The sequence below is a fragment of the Allostreptomyces psammosilenae genome, from assembly GCF_013407765.1.
Taxonomy (GTDB): domain Bacteria; phylum Actinomycetota; class Actinomycetes; order Streptomycetales; family Streptomycetaceae; genus Allostreptomyces; species Allostreptomyces psammosilenae.
In genome coordinates this window covers 2027261-2052464 of record NZ_JACBZD010000001.1, presented here as the reverse complement: position 1 = coordinate 2052464, position 25204 = coordinate 2027261, and the positions used below count along the sequence as shown (strand labels likewise).

The 25204-nt window shown below is 74.6% G+C and carries 22 protein-coding genes; 9 read left to right on the top strand and 13 right to left on the bottom strand.

Annotated elements, in window-relative coordinates:
* Window positions 1–13: 13 nt before the first annotated feature.
* Both FHU37_RS08290 and FHU37_RS08285 read right to left on the bottom strand, forming a co-directional pair.
* Window positions 14–1345, bottom strand: a complete 1332-nt coding sequence (locus FHU37_RS08290; RefSeq protein WP_179813567.1) for a serine hydrolase domain-containing protein — start codon at window positions 1343–1345, stop codon at window positions 14–16.
* Between the two features lie 151 nt (window positions 1346–1496).
* The gene (locus tag FHU37_RS08285) at window positions 1497–2279 is read right to left on the bottom strand and encodes a hypothetical protein (protein WP_312892497.1); all 783 of its coding nucleotides are present in this window, start codon (window positions 2277–2279) and stop codon (window positions 1497–1499) included.
* 105 nt (window positions 2280–2384) lie between these two features.
* Between FHU37_RS08285 and FHU37_RS08280 the strand changes: the two genes are divergently transcribed.
* The gene (locus tag FHU37_RS08280; RefSeq protein WP_179813566.1) at window positions 2385–3308 is read left to right on the top strand and encodes a hypothetical protein; all 924 of its coding nucleotides are present in this window, start codon (window positions 2385–2387) and stop codon (window positions 3306–3308) included.
* Between the two features lie 80 nt (window positions 3309–3388).
* Here the strand turns inward: FHU37_RS08280 and FHU37_RS08275 are convergent, their stop codons facing one another.
* The 3 genes from FHU37_RS08275 to FHU37_RS08265 form a co-directional block, all read right to left on the bottom strand.
* Window positions 3389–3562, bottom strand: a complete 174-nt coding sequence (locus tag FHU37_RS08275) for a hypothetical protein (protein WP_179813565.1) — start codon at window positions 3560–3562, stop codon at window positions 3389–3391.
* Between the two features lie 93 nt (window positions 3563–3655).
* Complete coding sequence (locus tag FHU37_RS08270; RefSeq protein ID WP_218903972.1) at window positions 3656–4696, bottom strand: glycosyltransferase family 2 protein; 1041 nt, start codon at window positions 4694–4696, stop codon at window positions 3656–3658.
* Between the two features lie 445 nt (window positions 4697–5141).
* A complete protein-coding gene (locus FHU37_RS08265) occupies window positions 5142–7361 on the bottom strand; it encodes an NADP-dependent isocitrate dehydrogenase (RefSeq protein ID WP_179813563.1) in 2220 nt (739 codons plus the stop codon).
* A gap of 154 nt (window positions 7362–7515) precedes the next feature.
* Here FHU37_RS08265 and FHU37_RS08260 point away from each other — a divergent pair, with 154 nt between their 5' ends.
* The 3 genes from FHU37_RS08260 to FHU37_RS08250 all read left to right on the top strand — a co-directional run bounded on the left by FHU37_RS08260 (window position 7516) and on the right by FHU37_RS08250 (window position 10543).
* Window positions 7516–9204 carry a bifunctional 3'-5' exonuclease/DNA polymerase gene (locus FHU37_RS08260; RefSeq protein ID WP_179813562.1) on the top strand — a complete coding sequence of 563 codons (1689 nt, stop codon included), beginning with the start codon at window positions 7516–7518 and terminating at the stop codon, window positions 9202–9204.
* A gap of 145 nt (window positions 9205–9349) precedes the next feature.
* Window positions 9350–9982: a class I SAM-dependent methyltransferase gene (locus FHU37_RS08255; RefSeq protein WP_179813561.1), complete on the top strand. Its 633-nt coding sequence runs from the start codon at window positions 9350–9352 to the stop codon at window positions 9980–9982.
* Between the two features lie 114 nt (window positions 9983–10096).
* Window positions 10097–10543: a MerR family transcriptional regulator gene (locus tag FHU37_RS08250; RefSeq protein WP_179813560.1), complete on the top strand. Its 447-nt coding sequence runs from the start codon at window positions 10097–10099 to the stop codon at window positions 10541–10543.
* Window positions 10544–10553: 10 nt separating this feature from the next.
* On the opposite strand, the gene FHU37_RS08245 is transcribed toward FHU37_RS08250, so the two are convergent.
* Complete coding sequence (locus tag FHU37_RS08245) at window positions 10554–11159, bottom strand: NADPH-dependent FMN reductase (protein ID WP_179813559.1); 606 nt, start codon at window positions 11157–11159, stop codon at window positions 10554–10556.
* A 184-nt stretch (window positions 11160–11343) separates the two neighbouring features.
* On the opposite strand from FHU37_RS08245, the gene FHU37_RS08240 reads away from it, so the two are divergent.
* Together FHU37_RS08240 and FHU37_RS08235 are read left to right on the top strand one after the other, a co-directional pair.
* Window positions 11344–12174, top strand: coding sequence for a helix-turn-helix domain-containing protein (locus FHU37_RS08240; protein ID WP_179816114.1), 831 nt, complete (start codon window positions 11344–11346; stop codon window positions 12172–12174).
* A gap of 149 nt (window positions 12175–12323) precedes the next feature.
* On the top strand, window positions 12324–13052 hold the full coding sequence (locus tag FHU37_RS08235; protein WP_179813558.1) for an SDR family NAD(P)-dependent oxidoreductase: 729 nt from the start codon (window positions 12324–12326) through the stop codon (window positions 13050–13052).
* A 21-nt stretch (window positions 13053–13073) separates the two neighbouring features.
* On the opposite strand, the gene FHU37_RS08230 is transcribed toward FHU37_RS08235, so the two are convergent.
* The 5 genes from FHU37_RS08230 to FHU37_RS08210 are packed head-to-tail and all read right to left on the bottom strand — an operon-like array spanning window position 13074 to window position 19441.
* A complete protein-coding gene (locus FHU37_RS08230) occupies window positions 13074–14741 on the bottom strand; it encodes an ABC transporter ATP-binding protein (RefSeq protein ID WP_179813557.1) in 1668 nt (555 codons plus the stop codon).
* Complete coding sequence (locus FHU37_RS08225; protein ID WP_179813556.1) at window positions 14738–16510, bottom strand: ABC transporter ATP-binding protein/permease; 1773 nt, start codon at window positions 16508–16510, stop codon at window positions 14738–14740. The genes FHU37_RS08230 and FHU37_RS08225 overlap by 4 nt, the downstream gene beginning before the upstream one ends.
* A 5-nt stretch (window positions 16511–16515) precedes the next feature.
* Window positions 16516–17547 (bottom strand): ABC transporter substrate-binding protein, encoded by a 1032-nt coding sequence (locus tag FHU37_RS08220; protein ID WP_179813555.1) that lies wholly within the window; start codon window positions 17545–17547, stop codon window positions 16516–16518.
* Complete coding sequence (locus FHU37_RS08215; protein ID WP_179813554.1) at window positions 17544–18356, bottom strand: ABC transporter ATP-binding protein; 813 nt, start codon at window positions 18354–18356, stop codon at window positions 17544–17546. Before FHU37_RS08215 ends, FHU37_RS08220 begins: the two co-directional genes overlap by 4 nt.
* Window positions 18353–19441: a FecCD family ABC transporter permease gene (locus FHU37_RS08210; protein ID WP_179813553.1), complete on the bottom strand. Its 1089-nt coding sequence runs from the start codon at window positions 19439–19441 to the stop codon at window positions 18353–18355. The genes FHU37_RS08215 and FHU37_RS08210 overlap by 4 nt, the downstream gene beginning before the upstream one ends.
* Window positions 19442–19690: 249 nt before the next feature.
* Between FHU37_RS08210 and FHU37_RS08205 the strand changes: the two genes are divergently transcribed.
* Complete coding sequence (locus tag FHU37_RS08205; RefSeq protein WP_179813552.1) at window positions 19691–20401, top strand: hypothetical protein; 711 nt, start codon at window positions 19691–19693, stop codon at window positions 20399–20401.
* A gap of 178 nt (window positions 20402–20579) precedes the next feature.
* The gene (locus FHU37_RS08200) at window positions 20580–20786 is read left to right on the top strand and encodes a hypothetical protein (protein ID WP_218904338.1); all 207 of its coding nucleotides are present in this window, start codon (window positions 20580–20582) and stop codon (window positions 20784–20786) included.
* 65 nt (window positions 20787–20851) lie between these two features.
* Here the strand turns inward: FHU37_RS08200 and FHU37_RS08195 are convergent, their stop codons facing one another.
* Window positions 20852–22957: an MMPL family transporter gene (locus FHU37_RS08195; protein ID WP_179813550.1), complete on the bottom strand. Its 2106-nt coding sequence runs from the start codon at window positions 22955–22957 to the stop codon at window positions 20852–20854.
* Window positions 22958–23062: 105 nt separating this feature from the next.
* Between FHU37_RS08195 and FHU37_RS08190 the strand changes: the two genes are divergently transcribed.
* Window positions 23063–23545 (top strand): MarR family winged helix-turn-helix transcriptional regulator, encoded by a 483-nt coding sequence (locus FHU37_RS08190; protein WP_179813549.1) that lies wholly within the window; start codon window positions 23063–23065, stop codon window positions 23543–23545.
* A 121-nt stretch (window positions 23546–23666) separates the two neighbouring features.
* Here FHU37_RS08190 and FHU37_RS08185 read toward each other — a convergent pair whose 3' ends face one another.
* Entirely contained in the window at window positions 23667–24974 is a 1308-nt protein-coding gene (locus FHU37_RS08185; RefSeq protein WP_312892496.1) for an MFS transporter, read from the bottom strand.
* Between the last annotated feature and the right edge of the window lie 230 nt (window positions 24975–25204).

Sequence of the window (25204 nt, the reverse complement as noted above, 5' to 3'; positions counted from 1 at the left end):
GCGCCAGTCCGGGTCAGTCGGTGGGCGTCGGCGCGGCGGTGCCGGGGCGGACGGGGGCGTCCGGCAGGACGTCGGTCAGGCCGTCGGGCAGGGCGGCGGTGAACGGCCGGCCCTCCGCGTTCGGCGGTGACGCCGGGCCCGCACCGGGCCCGCCCGGGGCGTCGAGGTCGCAGAAGACCGCGCCCAGCACGTTGTTGACGCCGTACCCGGTCTCGACCGGGGCGGTCAGCGCCTGGTTCATCGCGATGGTGAGCCGCTGGCCGTCCGCCTCGTCCACCAGGCTGTAGGAGAGGAAGCCCGGCACGCCGCCGTTGTGCCCCCACAGCACGGACTGCCGGGTGCCGCAGTCGATCGGCAGGGCCATCAGGCCCAGCCCGTAGCCGGCCGGGCTGCCCTCCTGCATCGGCACGGTCGTCCGCATCTGGTCCAGCGCCTCCTCGGAGAGCAGCTCGCCGCCGAGGAGGGCGTCGTAGAAGCGGTTGAGGTCGTCCCCGGTGGTCACCAGGGCGCCGGCGGCCCAGATCCACGACATGTCGTACTCCGTGACGTCGGTCAGCGCCGTGCCCGGCGGGTGGAGTGCCTCGTAGCCGCGCATCGCCGGCGACAGCACCAGGGGCAGACGGTCCGGCAGGTAGGTGCCGCGCAGCCGGAGCGGGTGGACGATCCTGCGGTTCAGCTCGGTGGACAGGGGGCGGCCGGTCACCTCCTCCACCAGCAGGCCCAGCACCTGGTAGCCGATGTTGGAGTAGGCCCAGCCGGTGCCGGGCTCGAAGACCAGCGGCTCCCGGGTGGCCTCGGCGATCAGCTCGGCGGGCTCGTGGTGGCGCCAGCGCTCGGTGTCGATCCCGGCGAGGTCGGTCCAGTAGCGGGCGTCCCGGGGCAGTCCACTGGTGTGCTGCAGGAGCTGGCGCACGGTGATGGGCTGCGGGTAGGGGAGCAGGCCGGGCAGGTGGTCGGCGATCGGGTCGTCCAGGCCTATCCGCCCCTCGTCGACCAGTTGCAGCACGACGGTCGCCACGAAGGTCTTGGTGATGCTGCCGGCCCGGAACCGCCCGTCGGGCCGCACCGCCTGACCGGTGGCGACGTCGCCGACCCCGCTGCCGCCGGACCAGTGCCCGAGGTCGTCGTCGACGACGGTGAGCGCGCCGGGCACCCCGTAGCCCGGCACGGTGTCCAGCGCCTGCTGGAGCAGCGGGCGTTCGGTGCCGCCGGGGGGCAGCGGGCCGCCGGCGGAGCCGGGCGGGGCGGCGGTGGCCGGGGCCGCGCAGACCCCGATCAGCGTGGCGGAGACGGCCACGGTCACCGGGACGGACAGTGTTCTCGCGATCGTACGCGCGCGGCGCATGGGCGGACCTCTCGTCGGTCGGTCTCCTCCGGGGCGCTCCCGGGGGCGACCCGGTGGCGGATCCGACCTCGGCTGTCCGTCCCCCGTAGGACGCCCCCCGACGCCCGGGACCAGCCTCCCTCCGCGCCGGCGGCGCGGCAATGACGGTTTGTCAGGAATCCCGCATGACGTCTGTCACGGTGCCGTCGGCTGGGGTGTCGCGCAACCAGACCCGCAGCGGACCGACCGCGCGCCAGCCGTGCCGGAGGGCGGCCCGCAGGTCCCCGCCGCGTTCGTACCCCACCATCGCCACGCCCGGGAAGTGCCGGGACACGGCCGCCACCACGCCGGACCAGGCGGCGTCGAGCCCGAGCGCGTCGCCGAACACGTTGGACACCCCGACGACGGCGCCGTCGCCGGAGAGGTTGGCCACGGCCCCGGCGACGATCCGTCCGTCCCGCCGGCCGCCGAGCACGACGACGTCGTCCCGTTCGAGCAACTCCGCGCGGAACGGTCCACCGGCCCCGGAGCCCCCGGCCCAGGCCGACTGCCAGGCGTCCAGGTCCGCCGCGTCCCGCACCGGTGCCCACCGCACGTCCGCCGCCGGCGTGCCGTCCGCGGCGGGGGTGGCCGGATCGTGCCCGTCGCGCACGATCCACCGGGCCTCGAACAGCACCTCGAACCCCGCCGCCGTCAGGTCCAGGCGGCCGAAGCTGTCCTTGACCGAGCAGCCGGGCGAGGTGACGTCGACACCGGCGAGGACCTCGGAGGCCGTCGCCGCCGGATCGAGGGTCACCGCGTCGGGGTACAGCGGCGGGGTCCGTCGGGCGTTGGTCCAGGCGGTGGCCCCGAACCGGCCCGGCCGGCCGTGCGCGCGGCAGACCGCGTCGCACCACTCGGCGTTGTTCCGTGCGGCGTGCCGCACCCATCGGTCGATCGCGTCGGAGTCGGTCACGGGCGGATCATGGCAGCCGGCGCGCCGCCCGCACCAATGGGTTTTCGCCACCCCGCGGACCGCGGGAGGGAACCGTCGGCGGTGCTCGGAGCGTGGTCAGCCGACGTGACCGATGAGCGAAACGGAGCGCGGCGGGTCTGCGCCCATCTGACGGGCCTGTGGTGCGTGGGCGTCGCCCTCACCGCCGTGCAGTTCCAGGCGGTGCTGGTGGCGCTCTTCACCGGCGGGGTCCGGGCCGGCGCCGTCGTGCTGGCCGTCGGGGGGCTGCTGGCGGTGCTGCTGCTCGTCCCCTTCGGGCGAGCGGCCCGCTCGTTCGTGCCGCTGGCCCGCAGCACCCGCGGCCTGTGGGGCTGGGCCGCCGGCGTGTACGCCCTCGGCACGGTCGGCGCCTTCGCGACGGTGGTGGTGAACCGGCAGGTGGGCGGCCTGGACAGCGGCCTCACGCTCTACCCGCTCGGCGGGCTGTGCTACGCGCTGGCCGCCGCGTGGTTCCTGCCCGGGCTCCGCGCCCGGATCGCCGCCCTGGGGGCCACGGCCGCCCTGGCGGTCGGCGGCGGGTACGCCCTGTGGGAGGCGGCGCGGCCGCCCACCCTCGACGAGTGGATCGCCGCCAACGACGTCGACCGCGCCATGCTGCGGGTCGGGGATCCGCCTCCCGGCTACACGCTCCACGTGCTGGGGGCGAGCGTGGACGGCTTCGGCGCCGACTACTCCCGTCCCGGCACGGACGGGTTCCACCTCGGCGTGGCCCGCCCCGGCCAGGACACCCGGCGGGTGGACGCCCGTGGATGCCCGGTGCCGTTCGGCGACCCGGTCCACTGCTCGGACGACGGCGGGGGCCGGCAACTGGTGACCTACCAGGGCGACTACCCGCGTCAGGAGCTGCGGCTGCGTGTCGACGGCCTGGTCCACACGGTGACCCTGCCCGGCACGGGGGCCGACCTGCCCGCGGCCCGGCACGTGCTGTCGACGCTCCGGCCGGCGACCGAGGCCGAACTGGCCGGCCTCCTGGGGCTGCCGATGCCGTGACCGACCACCCGAGCCCCGGAACGGCCGTGCGGGCCGCCCGGCCCTCCGGCCGGGTGGCCCGCACGTGTTCGGGGGCGGGGTCAGCCGCGGCGGAAGCCGAGGCGCGGCAGGATGCGCAGCAGCGCGGCGCCGACCGCGACCAGGGCGAAGGCCGCCAGGCCTATGTAGAGGGCGTTGGCGCCGGTGTCGGCGAGTGACGCCGCGCCGCCTGCGGCGACGCCGCTGCCGATGGGGGCGATGGGCTTGTCGTACATGACTCTCCGTCAGGGTCGGGCCGGGCGCGCGGCGGCACGGTGCCCCGCGCGTCTCGGGCGGGAAGGAGGGGGATGGCGGGTCCGGTTGCGGACTCACCAGTCCTTGCGCCGGCGCAGCAGCGCGTCGGCGTAGGCCTTGGCGTGGCACGCCTGCAGGAACAGGTCGATGGACAGCTCGTACATCGACGCGGCGGGGAGCATGTACCGCCAGCCCCGCTTGCGCACCGTGACGACTCGTTCGAGGACGAAGACGCCGGTCACCGCGATCCAGAACGGCCGCACGTACAGCCCCTGGTAGATGATCAGGGACAGGACGATGGTGGCCAGGTAGACGAAGGTCACCAGCACGCCCAGCATGGTGAACACCTGGCGTCCCCAGTAGCGCCAGGTGATGCGGGTGAGGCCGTACTGCACGCAGTTCTCCACCGCGCCGCGCTTCCACCGCAGCCGCTGCCGCCACAGGTCGCGCCAGCTGGTCATCACCTCGGTGACCAGGGTGCAGCCGGAGGGGCAGATCACCTGGTAGCCGAGGTGCAGCACGGCGAAGGTCAGCTCGTTGTCCTCGGTCAGGACGGTGGTGTCGTAGATGCCGCCCCGGCCGTCTCCGGGCGGGAGGGTGCCGTCGAGCCGGGCCTGGCTGACGGCCCGCAGCATCCGCACCGAGAACATCGCGGCGGTGCCGGTGAGCACCAGGCACTTGCCGCCGAGCCGTTCCACGTCGCGGGCGTAGCGGGCGTACTCGTTGCGCTGGAGGTGTCCGACGAAGCCGCCGCCGGGGCCGCCGCGGAAGGTTCCGCCCACGCCGCCGTAGCCGCGGGCGAGGTACTCCAGACCGGCGGCGACGAACGTCGGGTCGAGTGTGCAGTCGGCGTCGGTGACGAGGATGACGTCGTCGTCGTGGAGCCCGGGCAGCAGTTCGGCCAGGGCCTGGTTGAGCGCGCCGGCCTTCTTGTCGCGGTTGCCGCTGGTGCGGAAGACCCGGGCCCCGGCGGCGCGGGAGAGCTCCTCGGTGGCGTCGGTGCAGTTGTCCGCCACGGTGTAGACGGCCTCGGGCAGGTGGGTCTGCTCGCGGAGCGCCCGCAGCGCGTCCTCGATGCAGTCCTCCTCGTTGTGCGCCGGCACCAGCGCGATCACCCGCCCGGAGGTCGGTGTGGTCCCCGTGGCCGGGGTGGGGTGACGTCCGCGCCGATGGCGACCGGAGGGGGGCCTCGGTCCGAGGGCGCTGCTCCTCGGGACGGTCTCGACTGGCGCCGGCGGGGTGGCGCTCGATGTGGTCACTGTGGGCGGGTATCCGGAGGGAAGAGGGGTGAGTGTGAGGCAACGATGCGCTGCGGTCACATCATATGCACGCTGTTTCACCCGTCCCCACCGTCGGCAGGCCCTGTGTCCAAACGGTGAAGAAGTCGCAGGGAGAGCGTGATTGAGGGGGATTCAGCGGGCGCAGGACACCCCGCACGAACGCGGAAGAGGTCCCGCGGGCCCCGGCACGGCCCTCGCCGCAGTGCGGTCGCGGCGTGGTGTGCGTCCCCGGGCCCGGGGACCTCTCCTCAGTGCGTGGGAGCAGTCCCACGCGGACGCGTCAGCCGAGGCTGGCGATGGCCTCGTTGAAGGTCTTCGACGGGCGCATCACGGCCGCCGCCTTGGCGGCGTCGGGCTGGTAGTAGCCGCCGATGTCGGCCGGCGAGCCCTGCACCGCGATCAGCTCGTCGACGATGGCGCCCTCCTGCTCGGTCAGCGTCCTGGCGAGGTCCGCGAAGGCCTCCGCCAGCTCCGGGTCGTCGGTCTGCCGGGCCAGCTCCTGCGCCCAGTACAGCGCCAGGTAGAAGTGGCTGCCGCGGTTGTCGATGCCACCGAGGCGACGGCTCGGCGACTTGTCCTCGTTGAGGAAGGTGCCGGTGGCCCGGTCCAGGGTGTCGGCGAGGACCTGCGCCCGCGCGTTGCCGGTGCGCTGCGCCAGGTGCTCGAAGCTGACCGCCAGCGCGAGGAACTCGCCCAGGCTGTCCCAGCGGAGGTAGTTCTCCTTGACCAGCTGCTGCACGTGCTTCGGGGCGGAGCCGCCGGCACCCGTCTCGAACAGGCCGCCGCCGTTCATGAGCGGCACGACCGAGAGCATCTTGGCGCTGGTGCCCAGCTCCAGGATCGGGAACAGGTCGGTCAGGTAGTCGCGCAGCACGTTGCCGGTGACCGAGATCGTGTTCTCGCCGCGGCGGATGCGCTCCAGGGAGAACGCCATCGCCTCGGTCGGCGACATGATCTCGATGCGCAGCCCCTCGGTGTCGTGCTCGGGCAGGTAGGCGCGCACCTTGGCGATCAGGTTGGCGTCGTGCGCGCGCCCCTCGTCCAGCCAGAACACCGCCGGGTCGCCGGTCGCGCGGGCGCGGGTGACGGCCAGCCTGACCCAGTCCCGGATCGGCGCGTCCTTCGTCTGGCACATGCGGAAGATGTCGCCGGCGCTCACCGCCTGCTCCAGCACCACGTTCCCGGCGCCGTCGACGACCCGCACCGTGCCGTCGGCGGGGATCTCGAAGGTCTTGTCGTGGCTGCCGTACTCCTCGGCCTTCTGCGCCATCAGGCCGACGTTCGGCACCGAGCCCATCGTCGCCGGGTCGAAGGCGCCGTTGGCGCGGCAGTCGTCGATGACGACCTGGTAGATGCCGGCGTAGCTGCTGTCCGGGATGACCGCGAGGGTGTCGGCCTCCTTGCCGTCCGGGCCCCACATGTGGCCGGAGGTGCGGATCATCGCCGGCATGGAGGCGTCGACGATGACGTCGCTGGGCACGTGCAGGTTGGTGATGCCCCGGTCGGAGTCGACCATCGCCAGGGCCGGGCCGTCGGCCAGCTCGGCGTCGAGGGAGGCCTTGATCTCGGCGCCCTCGGGCAGCGCCTCCAGGCCCTTCAGGATGCCGCCGAGCCCGTCGTTCGGGGTCAGGCCGGCCGCGGCCAGCGTCTCGCCGTACGCCGCGAAGGTCTTCGGGAAGAAGGCCCGCACCACGTGGCCGAAGATGATCGGGTCGGAGACCTTCATCATGGTGGCCTTGAGGTGCACCGAGAACAGCACGCCCTCGGACTTGGCTCGGGCGACCTGGGCCGCGAGGAACTCGCGCAGCGCGGCCACCCGCATGACCGAGGCGTCGACGACCTCCCCGGCGAGGACCGGGACCGACTCGCGCAGCACGGTGGTGCCGCCGTCCGCGCCCGCCAGCTCGATGCGCAGCGAGCCGGCCTCGGCGATCACCGCGGACTGCTCGGTGGAGCGGAAGTCGTCGGCGACCATGTGGGCGACGTTCGTCTTCGACTCGGGCGTCCAGGCGCCCATCCGGTGCGGGTGCGCCTTGGCGTAGTTCTTGACCGCGGCGGCGGCGCGGCGGTCGGAGTTGCCCTCGCGCAGCACCGGGTTGACGGCGCTGCCCTTGACCTTGTCGTAGCGGGCGCGGATCTCCCGCTCCTGGTCGGTCTTCGGGTCGTCCGGGTAGTCCGGCAGCGCGTAGCCCTGCTGCTGCAGCTCCGCGATCGCCGCCTTCAGCTGGGGGATCGAGGCCGAGATGTTCGGCAGCTTGATGATGTTGGCTTCCGGCTTCTTGGCCAGCTCGCCCAGCTCGGCGAGCGCGTCGTCGATGCGCTGGTCCTCCTGGAGCCACTCCGGGAAGCTGGCGATGATCCGCCCCGCCAGGGAGATGTCGCGGCTCTCCACACTGACTCCGGCCGTGCGGGCGTACGCCTGCACCACGGGGAGGAAGGAGTACGTCGCCAGGGCCGGGGCCTCGTCAGTGTGCGTGTAGATGATGGTCGAGTCAGTCACCGATGCTCCGCTTCACGTCCTACAACGTCTTGATATCAAGGTATCTCGTGACCGCCCCTCTCCGACACCAACCCCCGGCCTCGATCACCTCCTCGGCTCCCCGGCGCGGGGTGCCGGTGCGGGGCTGTCGGCAGCCGGTGGCAGACTCGAACGCATGAGCGACAGGTGGGCCATCGCGGCGACCCCCGACGGTGGCGCGGAGCTCGCCCCGCTGGGCCCCGACGGCCTGCCCGCCGGCGGCGTCCGCAGGGAGCCCAGCCTGGTGGAGGCCGTCCGCGGCCGCCCGGGGGTCGCCCGCTGGGTCTGGCGCTCCACGGCCGCCGTCTACCCCCGCCTGCTGGCCGCGGGCGTCCGGGTCGACCGCTGCTACGACATCGAGGACGCCGAGACCCTCCTCCTCGGCCACGAGGGCAGGCACGGCGAACCACGCTCCGCGGCCGCCGCCCTCGCCCGGCTGCGCCACGCCCCCGTCCCGCCGGACCCTCCGCAGCGCGCCGCCGAGCCGGGCTCGCAGTCCTCCCTCTTCGAACCGCAGCCCGTCCACGTCCCGCTCGACGACCTCGCCGCCGTCTACGCCGACCAGCAGCGCAGGCACGACGCGACCGCCCACCCGGACCGGATGCGCCTGCTCACCGCGACCGAGTCCGCGGGCATGCTGGTGGCGGCCGAGATGACCGCGGCGGGGCTGCCCTGGCGCGCCGACGTGCACCGCGCCGTGCTGGGCGAACTGCTCGGCGAGCGGTACGCCGGCGGCGAGCCGCGCCGGCTGGCCGAACTCGCCGACGAGATCTCCGCGGCCTTCGGCCGGCGCGTCCGCCCCGATCTGCCCGCCGACGTCGTGCGGGCCTTCGCCCAGGCCGGTGTGAAGGTCTCCTCCACCCGCCGCTGGGAGATCGAGTCGATCGACCACCCCGCCGTGAAACCGCTGATCGAGTACAAGCGGCTGTACCGCATCCACACCGCCCACGGCTGGTCCTGGCTCCAGGACTGGGTCCGCGACGGCCGGCTGCGCACCGAGTACCTGCCGGGCGGCACCGTCTCCGGCCGTTGGGTCACCAACGGAGCCGGCGCGCTGCAGATCCCCAAGGTCATCCGGCGCGCCGTGGTCGCCGACCCCGGGTGGCGGCTGGTCGTCGCCGACGCCGACCAGCTGGAGCCGCGGGTCCTCGCCGCCATCTCCCGCGACCCCGGCCTGATGGAGGTCGCCGGCCGGGACGCCGACCTCTACCAGTCCATCTCCGACCGGGCCTTCGCCAGCGACCGCGAGCAGGCGAAGCTCGCCGTCCTCGGCGCCGTCTACGGCCAGACCTCCGGCGACGGCCTGCGGAACCTCGCCGTGCTGCGCCGCCGCTTCCCGCGGGCGGTGGCGTACGTCGACGACGCGGCCCGCGCGGGGGAGGAGGGCCGGCTGGTGCGCACCTGGCTGGGGCGCACCTGCCCCCCGGCGGCGACCGCCGGCGACCAGGACGGGGAGGGCGTCCCGCAGGAGGACCAGCCGTCCGGGCCGGCCGGCGCCCCGGGCGAGTTCGTCCCCGGCTACGCCTCGACGAACGCGCGCGCCCGGGGCCGCTTCACCCGCAACTTCGTCGTGCAGGGCAGCGCCGCGGACTGGGCGCTGGTGATGCTCGCGGCGCTGCGCCGGGCGTGCGCCGGCCTGGCGGCGGAACTGGTGTTCTTCCAGCACGACGAGGTGATCGTGCACTGCCCGGCCGAGGAGGCCCCGGCGGTGACCGCCGCCATCCGCGAGGCGGCGGACCTGGCGGGCCGCGTCACCTTCGGCGACACCCCGGTGCGGTTCCCGTTCACCACGGCGGTCGTCGAGTGCTACGCCGACGCCAAGTGACGCCCGCCCGATTTTGCCGACCCGGCAAGAAACTTTGTCAATCGGCCGCCGGTGCGCGCACAGTTGCCTGGAACCGACCGGAAGGCCGGCGGCGCCGCCGCCGGCGCCCGACGGGACCGCCCCCATGAGGAAAGGCAGCGCGACGATGACCGCCACGGACACCTCCTCCGCCGAAGAGTTCTGGGAGGACCGCTACAACTCCAGCGACCGGCTGTTCAGCGGCAATCCCAACAGCGCCCTGATCCGGGAGACCAGCGCGGTCACCCCCGGCCGCGCCCTCGACCTGGGCTGCGGTGAGGGGGCCGACGCCGTCTGGCTCGCCCGGCAGGGCTGGCACGTCACCGCCGTCGACATCTCCCCGACCGCGCTGAGCCGCGGGGCCGAGCACGCGACGGCGGCCGGCGTCGCCGACCGCATCGACTGGCAGCAGCACGACCTGGCGCACTCCTTCCCCGAGGGCGCCTTCGACCTGGTCTCCGCCCACTACCTGCACTCGCCCCGCGAGATGCCCCGGGAGGAGATCCTGCGCCGGGCCGCCGAAGCCGTGGCGCCCGGCGGGCTGCTGCTGATCGTCGGCCACGCCGGCTGGCCCTCCTGGAGCCACGACCACGACACCGAGATCCACTTCCCCACCCCCGACGAGGTGCTCGCCGCGCTCGACCTCCCGGAGGGGCGGTGGGAGGTGCTGGTCAAGGAGACCTACGACACCCCGATGACCGACCCGGACGGCCGGCCCGCCACCCGCCCGGACAACACCCTCAAGCTGCGCCGCCGCTGAGCCGACGCCCACGGCGGCGGCGCCGGGGACCGCCCGGAGGAGCGTCGCCGCCGGTAGGGTAGGGGCGGCGACGCTGTCAGGTCGCAGCCTTCGGTCGGCGTGTGGGGGAAGCGAATGCGGATCGGTGAACTGGCCCGGCGCACCGGGGTGAGCGAGCGCTCGCTGCGCTACTACGAGAAGCAGGGGCTGCTCACGGCCGAGCGCACCCTGGGCGGCCACCGGCACTTCCCGGAGAGCGCGGTCGACCGGGTCATCCGCATCCAGGAGCTCTTCGCCGCGGGACTGCACAGCAGGAAGATCGCGCAGCTGCTGCCCTGCATGCGCGACGCGGACGGCGGCCCCTCCGAGATCGCCACCCCGCGGCTGGTCGGCGAGCTCGCCGCCGAGCGCGAGCGCATCGACCGGATGATCGACGACCTGGTCCGCTCCCGCGACGTCCTGGACCAGGTCATCGAGACGGCGTCGGGCGGGTACGACCGGACCGTCGCCCACCTGGAGGACCGCCAGCCCCGGGCGCCGCGGCGGTCCGGCCGCGGCGCCGGCGAGGCCGCGGCCGGCTGACGGCGGGAGGTCAGCCCGCCGCGGGGTACGGCCGCTCCCGGCGGGCGCCCGCGAGGGCGCCCGCCCACCAGGACAGCTCGTCCAGCATGGTCTTCGCGGCGGCGGCCGGCTCCTCCGGCTCCTTCAGGGCGCCCTCGCCGTCGAAGAGCAGGTAGTAGCGCGGGAAGGATACGTAGTTGCGGACGGTGTGGGCCTGCAGCTCGCCGAACACCTGCCGCAGCTGCTCGATCGCCAGCACACCGCCCGTCGCCCCGCTGTAGCCGACGAAACCGACCGGCTTGGCCTGCCACTCGGTGTAGTGCCAGTCGATCGCCGCCTTCAGCGAGGCCGGGAAGCTCCGGTTGTAGTCCGGAGTCAGCACCACGAAGGCGTCGGCCGCGCGCAGCCGCCGGGTCAGGTCGGCCATCTCGGCCGGGCGCTCCATGTTCGGGTCGACGGCCGGCGGCACCGGCGGCAGTGCCAGGGGCAGCGGCGTGTCGGCCAGGTCGATCACGTCGACCGTGAACTCCCCGTGCTGACGGGCCTGTTCGGCGAACCAGTGGGCGACGACCGGGGCGAACCGGCCCTGACGGACACTGCCGACGATCACCGCGAGATGGATGGGCTGAACGGACACGGGTCTCTCCTCGTCTCTCGCGCCGGGGGAACCGGCGGGCGGCGGCTCACCGCCGCACCCCCAACCTGCCGCCCGGCCACCGGGCCAGGAAGACCGGCTCCAGACTGGTAGTGACAGGGACACCCTTCCGACCACGGACACTGCTACGTTCGACGGCGTGAGCGAGCACGACAACGAACTCGGGATGTTCCTGCGCACCCGTCGGGAGGCGGTGAGCCCGGCCGAGGTGGGGCTCCCCACCGGCAGCCGCCGCCGCACCCCCGGCCTGCGGCGGGCCGAACTCGCCACGCTCGCCGGGGTCAGCGTGGAGTACCTCACCCGGCTGGAGCAGGGGCGGGACCGCCGCCCCTCCGCCCGCGTGCTGTCCACGCTGGCCGACGTGCTCCGACTGACCATCGGCGAGCGCGTCCACCTCTACCGGCTCACCAAGGCGGCCGAGGGCTTCAGCTGCACCGGCGGCACGCCGTTCCCGCTCCGCTCCGTGCGCGCCACCGTCCGCGCGCTGCTGGCCGGCCTGGAGCCCGCCCCGGCCGTGCTGCTCAACCGGCTCGGCGAGGTGCTCGCCCACACCAGCGGCTACCAGCGGCTGGCCGGCCCGCTCGGCCTGCTCGACGGGGAGCCGCCCAACCTCGCCCGCTTCGTCTTCACCGACGACCGCGCGCGGGCCGCCTACCCGGACTGGGAGCACGTCGCCGACGAGCAGGTCGCCGCCCTGAAGCAGGGACCGTTCCGGGCGGACCCGCACATCGCTGCCCTGGTCGACGAGCTGACGGTCACCGCGGGAGCGAGCTTCGCGCAGCGGGTCGCGACCGTCCCGGGCGTGCCGAGGAACAGCGGCACCACCCGCGTGGTGCACCCGGGGGCGGGCGAGCTCCGCCTGGCCTACGAGACGCTCGACCTCACCGCCGACGACCAGCGCATCCTGGTCCACCTCCCGGCCGACGAGGCCACCGCCGCCGCCCTGGACCGCCTCGCCGCGCCCGGCCCCCGCGCCCTGCGCGCCGTCTCCGGCTGACCCGTCCGCCGCCGGCGGGGACGCCGCCCGCGGCGAGGGGGCACGCGGCGAGGGGGCACGCGGCGAGGGGGCACGCCGCCCGCCGCGCGGGCGCCGGCTGGCACAATCGTCGTTCCGTTCCGACCCGACGTGCCCTCAGGAGACCTCCCTTGTCCCAGCACCTCACCGTCGTCACGGGCGGCAGCCGCGGCATCGGGGCCGCGACCTGTGCCCGCCTGGCGTCCGACGGCCACGACGTGGTGATCGGCTACCGCTCGGACGCCTCCGCGGCCGAGCGGGTGGCGACGACCGTCCGGGAGGCCGGCCGGCGCTGCCTCGCCGTCCGCGTCGACACGGCCGACGAAGCCTCCGTCGACCAGCTCTTCGACGCCGCGGCGGAGCTCGGCAGGGTCACCGGCCTGGTCAACAACGCCGGAATCAGCGGCCCCAACGGCCGCCTGGCCGACGCGGACGCCGCCGGCATGCGCCGCGCCCTGGACGTCAACGTCCTGGGCTACCTGCTCTGCGCCCGCCGGGCCGTCCGGGACATGACCGGCTCCGGGGGCGGCGCCATCGTCAACGTGTCCTCCGCCGCCGCCACCCTCGGCAGTCCGGGGCAGTACGTGCACTACGCCGCCACCAAGGCGGCCGTCGACGCCATGACGGTCGGCCTGGCCAAGGAGGTCGCCGCCGACGGAATCCGCGTCAACTGTGTCGCGCCGGGCACCATCTGGACCGACTTCCACCAGGATCCGCAGCGCCCCGGCAAGGTCGCCGCCACCATCCCCATGGGCCGGGCCGGACAGCCGGAGGAGATCGCCGGAGCCATCTCGTGGCTGCTCTCCGACGACGCCTCCTTCACGACGGGCGCGGTGCTGCGGGTCGCCGGAGGCCTGTGACCCCGCGGCGCCCCCGGGGGCTCAGGGGGCCGCGCGCGGCGCGCGGGGCCCCTCCTCCCGGATGGTTCCCCCGCGCAGGGTGAGCACCCGGTCGGCCGCGCGGATCGTGGTGTCCCGGTGGGCGACGACCAGGACCGCCCGGCCGGCCGCCTCCCGGCGCAGCACGGATTGCAGTGCCGCCTCCGCGTGGGCGTCGACCTGGGCCATGGCCTCGTCGAGCACCAGCACCGGGGCGTTCCGCAGCAGCGCGCGGGCCAGCGCCACCCGGGCGCGCTGGCCGCCGGACAGCGCCTGGCCCCGTTCGGCGACGTGGGTGTCCAGGCCGTCCCGGAAGCCGCTGGCCGGGTCGAGCACCCCGGCCCGGAGGGCGGCGTCGCGGATCCGCGCGGGTGTGGCGTCCGGGTCGGCGAGCGCGATGTTGTCCCGGACGGTTCCGGTGAGCAGGTCGATCCGCTGCGGCACGGCGGCGACGGCCGACCGCAGGTGGGTGTCGTCGAGGTCGCGCAGGTCCACCCCGCCGATCCGCACGGTGCCGGTGTCCGGGTCCCACAGGCGCAGGGCGAGGGCGACACAGGTGGACTTCCCGGAGCCCGAGGGGCCCACCAGCGCGACGATCTCGCCCGGGTGGACGGTGAAGCTCACGTCCTCCAGCACGGGCGGGCCGGATTCGGTGTACCGGAAGCCGACCCGCTCGAAGGTGAGCGCCCCGGTCACCGGGCCGAGGGACCGGGTGGGCCGCGGGACGGCCGGGGGAGTGTTGAGGACCTGGTCGACCCGCTCGGCGGCGGCGCGCAGCACGCCGAAGTCCCGCAGCAGCGCGGAGATCTGGCTGATCGGGCCCAGGGTGACGGTCGCCAGGGTGAGGGCGACGGGCGCGAGGCGGGGGTCGAGGCCGCCGGTTCCGGAGGCGACCATCGCCAGCGCCGCCATCCCCGCGGCGGCCACGGCCAGGCTGGAGACGGCCGCCTCCGCGCCGCCGAGGTGCGCGATGCGCGACTGCTCCCGGGTCAGCGCCCGCGTCGCCCGGGCCAGCTGGCGCCGGCGGCGCTCCAGCGCGCCGGCGCCGGTGAGTTCGCGCATGCCCTGGACGGTGTCCACGACGTCGGCCTGCAGCGCGGCGTTGGCGGCGGTCAGGCGCGCCCCGTGGCGTGCGGAGACCGGGCCGAACAGCCAGGGCAGGGCGACGACCACCAGCAGGCAGGGCAGCCAGGTCAGCACCAGCCACGGGGAGAGCGCGACGGAGAGCGCGGTGGTCGCCCCGAGCATCGTGAGGGACACCAGGAGCTGGGCGGCGGTGTGCGCGTACAGCCACTCCAGGGTCTCCACGTCGGACAGCGCGACGGCGCCGAGGTCCCCGCTGCGCCGGGCGGTGTGGCGGGTGGGCAGCGAGCGGCGCAGCGCGGTGAAGACGCGGCCGCGCAGGTCCGCCAGGACGCGGTAGGCGAGGTCGTGCGAGACGTGCGACTCGCGCCAGGTCGCCAGGGCGCACAGCACCGCGGTGGCCGGCAGGGCGGTGGCCAGCACCGCCACCGTGGAGTCCCGGCCGGCCAGGGCCTGGGAGACCAGGGCGGCGCCGAGCAGGGCGAGGGCCAGCAGCCCCGACTGCGCGAGCAGGTTGGACACCAGGGTGCCGACGAAGGCGGCCCGGTGGCGGGCGATGTGCGGGAGCAGCCGGTACACGCTCCTCACGCGGGCACCTCCTCGTCCGTTGCGGTGGTGGCGCCCTCCTGCGCGCGCAGCAGCGCGCGGTAGGCGCCGTGCGGCTTCCGCACCAGCTCCTCGTGGCTGCCGGTCTCCACGACGCGGCCGTCGGAGACCACGGCGATCACGTCGGCGTCGCGGACGGCGTGCAGCCGGTGGGCGATGACGACGCGGGTGCGGTCGGCCAGCTCCGTGCGCAGGGCCCGCAGCACCGCCTGCTCGGTCGGGGCGTCGAGGTGCGAGGTGGCCTCGTCCAGCACCAGGACCCGGGCCGGGCTGAGGAAGGCGCGGGCCAGCGCCAGCCGCTGCGCCTGGCCGCCGGAGAGCGAGCTGCCGCGCTCCCCGATCACGGTGTCGTAGCCGTCCGGCAGGGCCTCGAGGAAGGCGTGGGCCTGGGCGAGGGCCGCCGCGTGCCGCAGTTCCCGGTCGGTGGCCTCGGGGCGGGCCAGCCGGAGGTTGTCCGCGACCGAGCCGTGGAAGAGGTAGGGGTCCTGGTGGACCACGGCGACGGTCGCGCGCAGCGCGTCCAGCCGGTACTCGGGCAGCGGCCGGCCCGCGAGCAGGATCCGGCCGCCGTCGGGGTCGTCGTGCCGCAGCAGCAGGTGGGCGAGCGTGCTCTTGCCCGCGCCGGACGCGCCGACCACGCCGAGCATCCCGCCGGGCGGGCAGCGCACCGAGACCCGGTCCAGAGTGGGCCGGGCGGGCGCGGCGGGCCGGTCCGGCGGGCCCGGGTGGGTGAAGGTGACCCGCTCGAAGCGCACCTCGGGGGCGGGGTCGTCCGGCGCCGGGTGCGTCCCGGTGTCGCGCACCCGCGGGACGGCGCCGAGCAGCGCGTCGATGTCGTCGGCCGCGGTCAGGCCGAGGTAGCCCGCGTGCCAGGCGGAGGACAGGTCGCCGAGCGGCCGGAAGCACTCGCGGGCGCACAGCAGGAACAGGAAGGCGTTCGTCGGCGGCACCGTGCCGGACAACGCGCCGGCGCCCACCACCAGCAGCGTCGCGGCGGTGCCGCCGTGGATCGCGAGGGCGCTGATGCCGCCCTCCACCAGGGAGACGCGCAGCTGCGCCATGGTGGAGCGGTGCAGTCTCGCCGCCTGTTCGGCCAGGCGCTCGTCGGTCCGCCGGCCGGCCCCGAGCACCCGCAGGGTGGGGATGGCCTGGGTGGCCTCCAGGTAGTCGGCGCTGAGCCGGGTCAGCCGCGCCCACCGGTCGCGGCCGCGGCGCAGCAGGGTGGCGTCCCAGAAGCGGGGGACGACCACGGCGACCGCCACGGCCGCGGCGAGCACGGTGGCGGCCGGCACCGAGACGGTGAACAGCCAGCCGACGATGCCCGCGGGCACCAGCAGCACGACGAGCAGTTGCGGCAGGTAGCGGGAGTAGTAGGCGTCCAGTCCCTCCACCCCCGCCACCAGCGTCGCCTGGATCCGCCCGGCGCGCTCCCCGGCCGCGTGGCCGGGGCCCAGCTCGGCCAGTCGCCCGACGAGCCGGTCGCGCAGCCGGACGCGGACGGCGATCCCGCAGCGGGCCCGGGTGACCTCGGCCAGCCAGACCAGGCCGGCGCGCAGCAGGGCGAAGGCGGACGCCCACACCAGGGCGCCGGCCGCGGGGCCCGGGGCGTCGCGGAAGAGGTGGGTGAGGGCGTGGGCCAGCGCGACCGCCTGGCCCACGCCCGCGGCGGCCAGGCACAGCGCCACCGCCGTGCTCAGCGCGATCGGCCAGGCCACCGCGCCGGCCAGCCGGAGCAGACCTCGGTGGATCATCCGCGTCAGAAGGCGTCGGGGTACAGGCCCGCGGCGACCTGCCGCACCGCCGTGACGTTGCCCAGGGTGCCGGGGTAGACGTCGGAGCCGGACAGGGCGATCAGCCGGCCCGCGCGTACGGCCTCGACGTCGGGGAAGGTGCGGGTCAGGTAGTCGCGGGTGGCCTGCTCGTGCGCCGCGTCGTGGACGGTGAACACCAGCGCCTCGGGGTTGCGTTCGGCCAGCGTCTCGGGGGTGATCTGGGCGGCGAAGAACTCCGCGAACTCGCTGTCGTCGGGGCCGAACACGTTGGCGCCGCCGGCGCGCCGGATGATGTCGTACTCGATTCCGGCGCCGATCGCGGACAGGGTGTTGCCCTCCAGGTAGACCTGGGCGACCGTCAGCGGGTCGCGGCCCGCCACCCGTTCGGCGACGTCGTCGAGGGTGGCGCGGGCCTCCTCGGTCAGGTCGGCCGCGGCCTCCTCGGCGTCCAGGGCCTCGCCGAGGTTGGCCAGGTCGGTGAACAGGTCCTCCACCGTGCCGGTCATCCGGCGGTCCGCGCAGCCGCCGGTGGCGACGTAGGCGGCGACCCCGGCCTCCTGGAGCTGCTCCAGGCTGGCGAAGCCCTGCTCGGCCGTGAACTCGTAGGCGGTGGGCGCCACCACGAAGTCGGGGGCGGCGCGCAGCAGGACCTCCCGGGAGGGCGGGGTGTCCTCGCTGAGGACGGGGATGTCGGCCGCCTGCGCGCGCAGGTCCTCCGGCAGCGGCGCGGTCGCCGTCTGGGCCTGGCCCACCATCCGGTCGGCCAGCCCCAGGCGGAGCAGCAGCTCGGTCTGCGCCGGGCTGAGGCCGACGATCGCCTCGGGGGTGCCGGTCACCGTCACCTGCCTGCCGCAGTTGGTCAGCACCACCTCGGTGCCTCCGGCGGAGGGAGAGCCCCCGCCCGTGGGTTCGGTGACTCCGGAGCCGCAGGCCGTCAGGGCCATCAGGGTCAGCGCGCCGAGGCCGGCGAGCAGCGTGCCGCGGGTGGTGCGGGACCGGTGGGACGTCGGGTTCATGGGGTGTCGTGCTCCTTGCTCGCGCCGGCCGGGGCATGGGCGCTTGGTGCGGGGGAGAAGGCGATGAGCGGTTTTCCGGTGGCGGGGTGGGGGAGGAGGTGGGCCCGCACGCCGAACACCTCGTGGAGCAGTTCGGCGGTGAGCACCTCGCCGGGCGGGCCGTGGGCGACGATCCGTCCGGCGTGCAGCACCGCGACGACGTCGCAGTGGGCCGCCGCCAGGTTCAGGTCGTGCAGCGCCGCGATGGTGGTCAGCCCGAGATCGCCGACGATGCGCATCAGCTCCAGCTGGAAGGCGATGTCGAGGTGGTTGGTCGGCTCGTCCAGCACCAGCACGCGGCTCTCCTGCACCAGGGCCCGGGCGAGCAGCACCCGTTGCTTCTCTCCCCCGGACAGGGCGGCGAACGGCCGGTCGGCGAGGTGGCGGGCGCCGACCCGGTCGAGCGCGGCGTCGGCGAGGCGGAGGTCGTGCGGCGAGTCGGCGCCGAAGCCGCGCTGGTGCGGCAGGCGGCCGAGCAGCACGACGTCCAGGACGCCGAGGTCGAAGTCGGCGCTGGTCTCCTGCGCCATCACCGCCACCTGGCGGGCCACCTCCCTGCCGGGGAGCCGCCAGACGTCCCGCCCGTCGATCCGGACGCTGCCGGTGTCGGGGCGGACGACCCGGTACAGGCTGCGCAGCAGCGTGGACTTGCCGCTGCCGTTGGGGCCGACGAGGCCGGCGATCTGGCCGGGGCCGACGCCGAAGGTGGCGCCGCGGACGATGTCGCGGCCGGCCCGGGTGATCCCGACGTCGGTGAAGTCGATCCTCATCGCTGCATCCCCACCCGGGCGGCCCGGCCCTGACGGACCAGCCAGAGGAAGAACGGCGCCCCGACGACGGCGGTGACGATGCCGAGGGGGATCTCCGCGGGTACCGCGACCGTGCGGGCGAGCAGGTCGGCCACCATCAGGAAGAGCGCGCCGCCGAGCAGCGCGACCGGCAGCATGCGGCGGTGGTCGGCGCCGACCAGGATGCGCGCGGTGTGCGGAACCACCAGTCCGACGAAGCCGATGCCCCCGCTGACCGAGACCACGGCGCCGGTGAGCAGCGAGGCGGCGACCATGACCTGGGCCCTCAGCCGGCTGACGTCCACCCCGAGCGCGGTGGCCGCCTCGTCGCCGACGAGCAGGGCGTTGAGCGCCCGGGTGCGGGTCAGGGCGAACAGCGCGACCAGCGCAACGGCGGCGGCGGGGACGACGAGACTGCCCATGGTGGCCGCCGAGACGCTGCCCAGCAGGAAGAACAGCACGCTGAACACGTTCTGCGCCTCGGTGGTCAGCGTCAGATAGCTGGTCACGGCGCTGAGCAGGGAACCCAGCGCCACTCCGGAGAGCACCATCCGGGTCGGTGCCAGCACCCCCTGCCGGCGGGCGAGCAGGTAGACGGCGAGCGTGGCCGCGAGGGCGCCGAGGAAGGCGGCGGTGCCCAGGGTCAGCCCGGCCGCGGCGGTCCAGCCCAGCGTGATCACGCTGACCGCGCCGACGCTCGCCCCGGCGGAGACGCCCAGGACGTACGGCTCGGCCAGCGGGTTGCGCACGATCGCCTGCATCAGCGCGCCGGACAGCGCCAGGCCCGCGCCGGCCAGCCCGGCCAGCAGCGTCCTGGGCAGCCGGAACCGCCAGACCGCCTGGTCCTGGAGCGGGGTGATCGATCCGTCGCTCATCCAGGGCATGCCGGGCAGCAGATGACCCACGATCACCCGCACCGACTCGGTGAGGCTCACCTCGGCGGGCCCCGTCGCGCCGGACAGCACGGTCACCGAGGCGATCGCGGCGAGCAGGCCGGCGTGCGCGCCGAGCAGTGCCCGGGCCGACCGCCGGCCGGACGCGGAGGGAGCGGGCGGTGGAGCGGGCAAGGCGGCGTCCCTCTTCTTCTGGGTGGGTGGTGGACGGTCGCCCGGGCGCACCCGTGTGACGGCGGCTCACCGGCCGGCCGGCGCACACCGGGTGATCGGGACGGCCGTGATCGAAACCTTATACGAACATGGAAACCGTTGTCGATGTCGGTTCTGGGGGAGGGATGGTGGAGGCCGCCCGCCGGATCCCGCGAGGACGGCCGCTGCGGTAACGTTCCGCCTGACATCCGCGGACCCGGGGGGGATCACGTGTGGGGATGCCTGGTCGTCCTGCTGGCCGTCGGTTGCGTGGGGCACCTGCTCGCCGTCCCGGTGACGGTGTTCGACCTGATGGCCGCGCAGACGCCCCCGCAGCGCCCCGACTGGAGCGTGTGGGCGGCGGGGGGCGCCGTCTCGGTGCTGACCGCGCTCGCCGTGGCCGCGTCGGCGGGGCGCCGACGCCCCGCCCGGTGGCCCGCCCTGCTGCTGCGCACCCTGGCCCTGCTGGCGCTCTGCACGGCCGTGACGCTGTGGATCCGGGACGCCGTGGGAACCGGCAACTGGACGCTGGGCTCGACCCTGGAGAGCCTCGGGGCCGGCGTCACCGCGCTGCTGTTCCGCGGTGCCGTCCGGCGGTGGGAGCGCGGGCGCCCCATGGCGGGGGAGGTCTGGCTGGCCTTGGTCCCGTTCCGGGACCGGGACGAGGAGGCGCAGCACTACTGCGTGGTGCTGCGCCGCCGGTACGGCCACGCGGAGGTGCTCCAGATCACCTCGCGCAACAAGGACGCGCGCGCCGACTTCATCCGGATGCCCAACGACGGCTGGGACGTCGTCTCCGGCCGGGACCACTGGCTGGAGATCGGGCTGCCGCCGCGCAGGGTGCCGTACCGGAAGTTCCTCAAGGACACCCCCCAGGGCCCCTGCCCACGGGCCACCTGGCGGCAGGTCCGCCGCCCGCGCCCGGCCGCCGCGCGCGGCTGACGGGGGGCGGCGGTGACCGGGGACACCAGCCCGCCGGGGGACGCGTCCAGCCGAACGGAGCAGTCGCGGCGGGTGGGTCCTCCGGGGAGGTGTGAACCTGGCAGTGCGTGGCACCGGACGGGCCACGTGGTCGTCGGGAAAGGACGTCGCCACCGTGGTGGTCAAGAAGCTTCACGACATGGGCCTGCGCAGTGAACACGCCTACTGCGCCGCCCTCGGATCGATCGCCCTCGCCTTCACGACCTGGCTGGGGTCGCTGAAGGCGGAACCGGGCCAGGGACTGGACCGGGCGGACCGCTGGGGCATCTTCGTCGGAGAGTGGGCACCCACCTTCTTCGGCCTGGGGCTGGCCCTCGCCCAGTACGAGAGGGAGGACGCCACCTGACCCGGCCCCCACCCAGGGCCGGGCGGCCACGGCCGGGCCGGGGCGGCCCGGCCGTGGCGGCGTGCTCAGCCCCCGGCCCCCGGGGCGGGCCGCCTCCCCGGCACCCGGGCGATCCGGCTCGGCCACCACACGCGCCTTCCGATGTCCCGGACCAGCGCGGGCACGAGCAGGGAGCGGACCACCACGGTGTCCAGCAGGACGCCGAAGGCGACGATGAAGGCCAGCTGGGCGAGGAACGCCAGCGGGATCACGATCAGCGCCGCGAAGGTGGCGGCGAGCACCACGCCGGCCGAGGTGATCACGCCGCCGGTGGCCACCAGCCCGCGCAGCACCCCCTCCCGGTTGCCGTGCCGGAGGCTCTCCTCGCGCACCCGCGACATCAGGAAGATGTTGTAGTCCACGCCGAGCGCGACCAGGAAGACGAAGCCGTACAGCGGGACCGAGGCGTCGGTTCCGCTGAACCCGAACCCGTGGCGGAACACCAGGCCGGCGATGCCGAGGGTCGCCAGGTAGTTGAGCGCGACGGTGGCCACCAGCAGCACCGGCAGCAGCAGGGAGCGCAACAGGAACACCAGGATCACCAGGATGATCGCGAGCACCACGGGGATGATCACCTGGCGGTCCTGCTCCGCGGTGCGCTGGGTGTCGTACTGCTGGGCGGTGTAGCCGCCCACCAGGGCGTCGGCGCCCTCGAGGCCCGCGAGGGAGTCGCGCAGCCGCTGCACCGTCGCCTTGGCGGCGTCGCCGTCCGGCGCGTCGGCCAGCGTGGCGTCGACGCGGACCCGGCCGTCCACGACGAGCGGTTCGCCCGCTCCGGGGCGGCCGGCTTCGGTGACGACCCGGGCGTCCGCCACTCCGGGGGTGTCGGCCACGCGCGCGAGGACGTCGTCAGCGGCGTCGGCGGAGGCGATGACCACCGCCGGCTGCCCCGATCCGCCGGGGAAGTGTTCGCTCAGCGCGGCCTGTGCCCGCACCGAGGGGGCGTCCCCCACGAAGAGCTCGTCCAGCGGCACGCCCCGGGACTCCAGCGTCGGGACGAAGGCCGCGCAGGCGGCGAGCGCCACCAGGGTGCCGGCCCACAGCCGGCGCGGGAAGGCGTCCACCCAGGCGGCGACCCGCCGCCAGATCCCCCGGCCGCCGCTGTCCGCCTCGGCGGACCGGGGCCGGGCCGGCCAGTAGGCGGCCCGGCCGAGCAGCGCCAGGGCGGCGGGCAGGAAGGTCGCCGTGGTCAGGACCGCACAGGCGATGCCGATGGCCCCCACCGGCCCGAGCGCCTGGTTGTTGCTCAGGTCGCTCAGCAGCAGCGCCAGCAGGCCCAGCGCGACGGTGGCGGCGCTGGCCACCACGGCGCCGAAGGAGCGGCGCAGCGCGGTGAGCGCCGCCGCCGTGCGGTGGGCGCCGCCGGCGAGTTCCTCGCGGAAGCGGGCGGTGAGCAGCAGGGCGTAGTCGGTGGCGGCTCCGATGACCAGGATGGACAGGATGCCCTGCACCTGCCCGTCCACCCGGACGACGTCGCGGTCGGCGAGGGCGTAGACGACGGCGCAGGCCGCGGCCAGGGCCAGCACGGAGCTGACGATGACGGCGAGCGGCAGCAGGACGCTGCGGTAGACCAGGAGCAGGATCAGCAGCACCGCGGCGAGCGCGACGCCGAGCAGGATGCCGTCGATGCCGGCGAATGCCTCGGACAGGTCCGCCTGGCTCGCGGCGGGGCCGGCGATCCGCGCCTCGGTGCCGTCCACCCGCGTGGCGGCGGCGATGGTGTCGAGCACCTCCGGCAGAGCCTCGTCGAGATCGGGACTGAGCTGGACGACGCCCTGCAGCGCCCGGCCGTCCTCCGAGGGGAGGGCGGGTGACGGTGGGGCGACGACGCCGTCGACCGTCTCCAGGGAGCGCAGGGCCTCGGACGCCCGCGCGGTCTGGTCGGCGGAGACCGGGCCGTCCTCGGCGGTCCACACGACGATCGCGGGAAGCGTCTCGTCCTGGTCGAAGGCCTGCTGCGCCTCGATGACCCGGGTCGACTCGGCGCCGCGGGGGAGGAAGGACGCCTGGTCGTTGGTGGCGACCTCCCCGAGTCTGCCGGCGTAGGGGCCGAGGGCCGCGCCGGCCGTGAGCCAGAGGGCGACCAGGAGGAGCGGGACCAGCCAGCGGGCCGGTCGACGTGCCGTGTTCATGCACTCCCCAGAGCAAGGAGGTGGGCGAGGGATTGCGGAGACGGAGACCCAGAGATCTCTCGGTCATCAACTATCTCAATTATAGAGATATCTTATGCTGTGCCCATGAGCCCCAGCAGTCCGCAGGACTCCCCCGCACTCGACGGCACCGACCTGCTGACCTTCGCCGTCCTGCTGCGGAGGATGAACGGGGAGTTCAACCGCGTCGCGCACGAGTTCGCCGGCGCCCACGGACTGCACCCCACCGACATCCACGCGCTCTCCGTGATCCTCGACGCCGACGTCACCGAGGGGCGCCCGATGACCCCCGGACGCCTGCGGGAGCGCCTGAACCTCACCTCGGGAGCGGTGACGGCCTGCATCGACCGGCTGGAACGCGCCGGGCACATCACCCGCGTGCGTGACGCCGAGGACCGCCGGGTGGTGCACCTGCGCTACGAGGCCGCCGCCCGCGACCTCGCCCGCCGGTACTTCGAGCCGCTCGCCCGCAGCACCGAGGCGGCCCTGGCCCGCTTCGACGAGGAGCAGTTGGGCACCATCGCGGCCTTCCTGGAGGCGGTGAACGAGGAGCTGTCCGCGCGCCGCTGACGGCACACGACATCGGCCGCCGGCCGCTCCGTGGGGAGCGGCCGGCGGCCGATGTCGTGGGTGTGCTGGCCGGTCCCCCGCCCCGGTGGGGCGTGCCGGGCGGCCGGCGGGTCAGGCGGCGTCAGGCGCGCGCGCCGGAGCGCTCGGCCTCGACCTGTTCCAGGGACTTGCCGGTGGTGTTGGGCAGGAACAGGCCGATCACCGCGCAGATGGCGAGGGAGACGGTGAGGAAGGCGGCGACCGTGGTGATGCCGGTGGCCGCGAGGGTCGGCACGAAGAAGGACCAGATGCCGAGGATGACCCGGGAGGTACCGAAGGTGATGCCCTGCGCGGTGCCGCGCAGCATGGTCGGGAAGAGCTCCTGGCTGTAGGTCTTGTAGACCGCCTCGCCGGCGAGCGCCTGGCCGATGCCGAACAGCACCACGTTGAAGATGATCACCGGGATGGTGAAGTCGGCGAAGAGGAACACGCCGTACGCGGCGACCTGCATCACCGAGCCGACGATCCACATCACCCGGCGGTGCTGGTGGCTGCGGTCGGCCAGGCGCATGTAGAAGGCCAGGGAACCGACGATGACCAGCGCGAAGCTGGCGCAGGAGAGCAGCACGCTGGTGGCCTGGCTGCCGGCGCCGAGGGTCTCGATCATGTACGGGGTGAAGGTGCCGTTGGTGCCGGCGGCGAGGTTCCAGAACAGGTAGATGCCACCGGTCAGCAGCATGGCCTGGAGGTTGGGGCCGGAGAACAGGTCGCGCACCCGGACCCTGGCGGCGGCGCCGGAGGCGGCGGCGGTCTTCCAGGTGGCGGACTCGACCATGCCCTGGCGCATCAGGTAGGTGACCACCGCGACGACGAACAGCGACAGGAAGACGATGCGGATGCCGAGCAGGCCGAGCCCCGACAGGGCCCAGGCCAGCAGCAGCACGACCACCGGTCCGAGGCTCCAGCTCACCTGGGTGAAACCGAGCAGCCTGCCGCGGGCCTTGGCCGGGGAGAACTCGCCGACCAGGGCGAGGGAGGTGGGCACGTCCGCGCCGACGGCCAGGCCGACGAGGAAGGTGCCGGCGAAGAGCATGACGGGGCCGGTGGAGAAGGCGATGAGCAGGATGGCGGCCGCGTACAGCAGCAGGTCGTACTGGTAGATGCGCTTGCGGCCGAGCTTGTCGCCGAGTCGTCCGCCGATGAAGGCGCCGATGGCCGCGCCGATGGCGTTCGGGCCGATCGCGGTGAGCGCGCCGGTGAGGTTGTCCGAGAGGCCGTAGTGGGTCTGGAACAGCGCCAGCCCGGAGCTGATCGCGACGATCGACCCGGCGTCGAGGTAGGACGCCATGCCGGCGAGCGCCGTCCACCTCCACTGCTGCCGGCTGACCTTCCCGTCGTCCTGCTCCGGGGGGACGTCGAGGGCCGGCGGCGTGTTCTGCACGGACGTCACGGGAACTCCTTCGTTCTGTGCGGCCGGAGGTCCCCTGGGAACCCTCCGCCCACAGCCACATGCGCGCTCCGCGTCGACGGCCTGGTCTCCGTCGACGCGATTGAAACGAATCAAACATGGCGCTCTGGCCGGGGCGCGTCAAGAGGTGGTGGAGGGAAAGCTGCTCGTTCGTGACCTGGATGATGCGGTGTGACATGGGTGTTCATCGATCAGGCCGTGCCCTTTGGTGT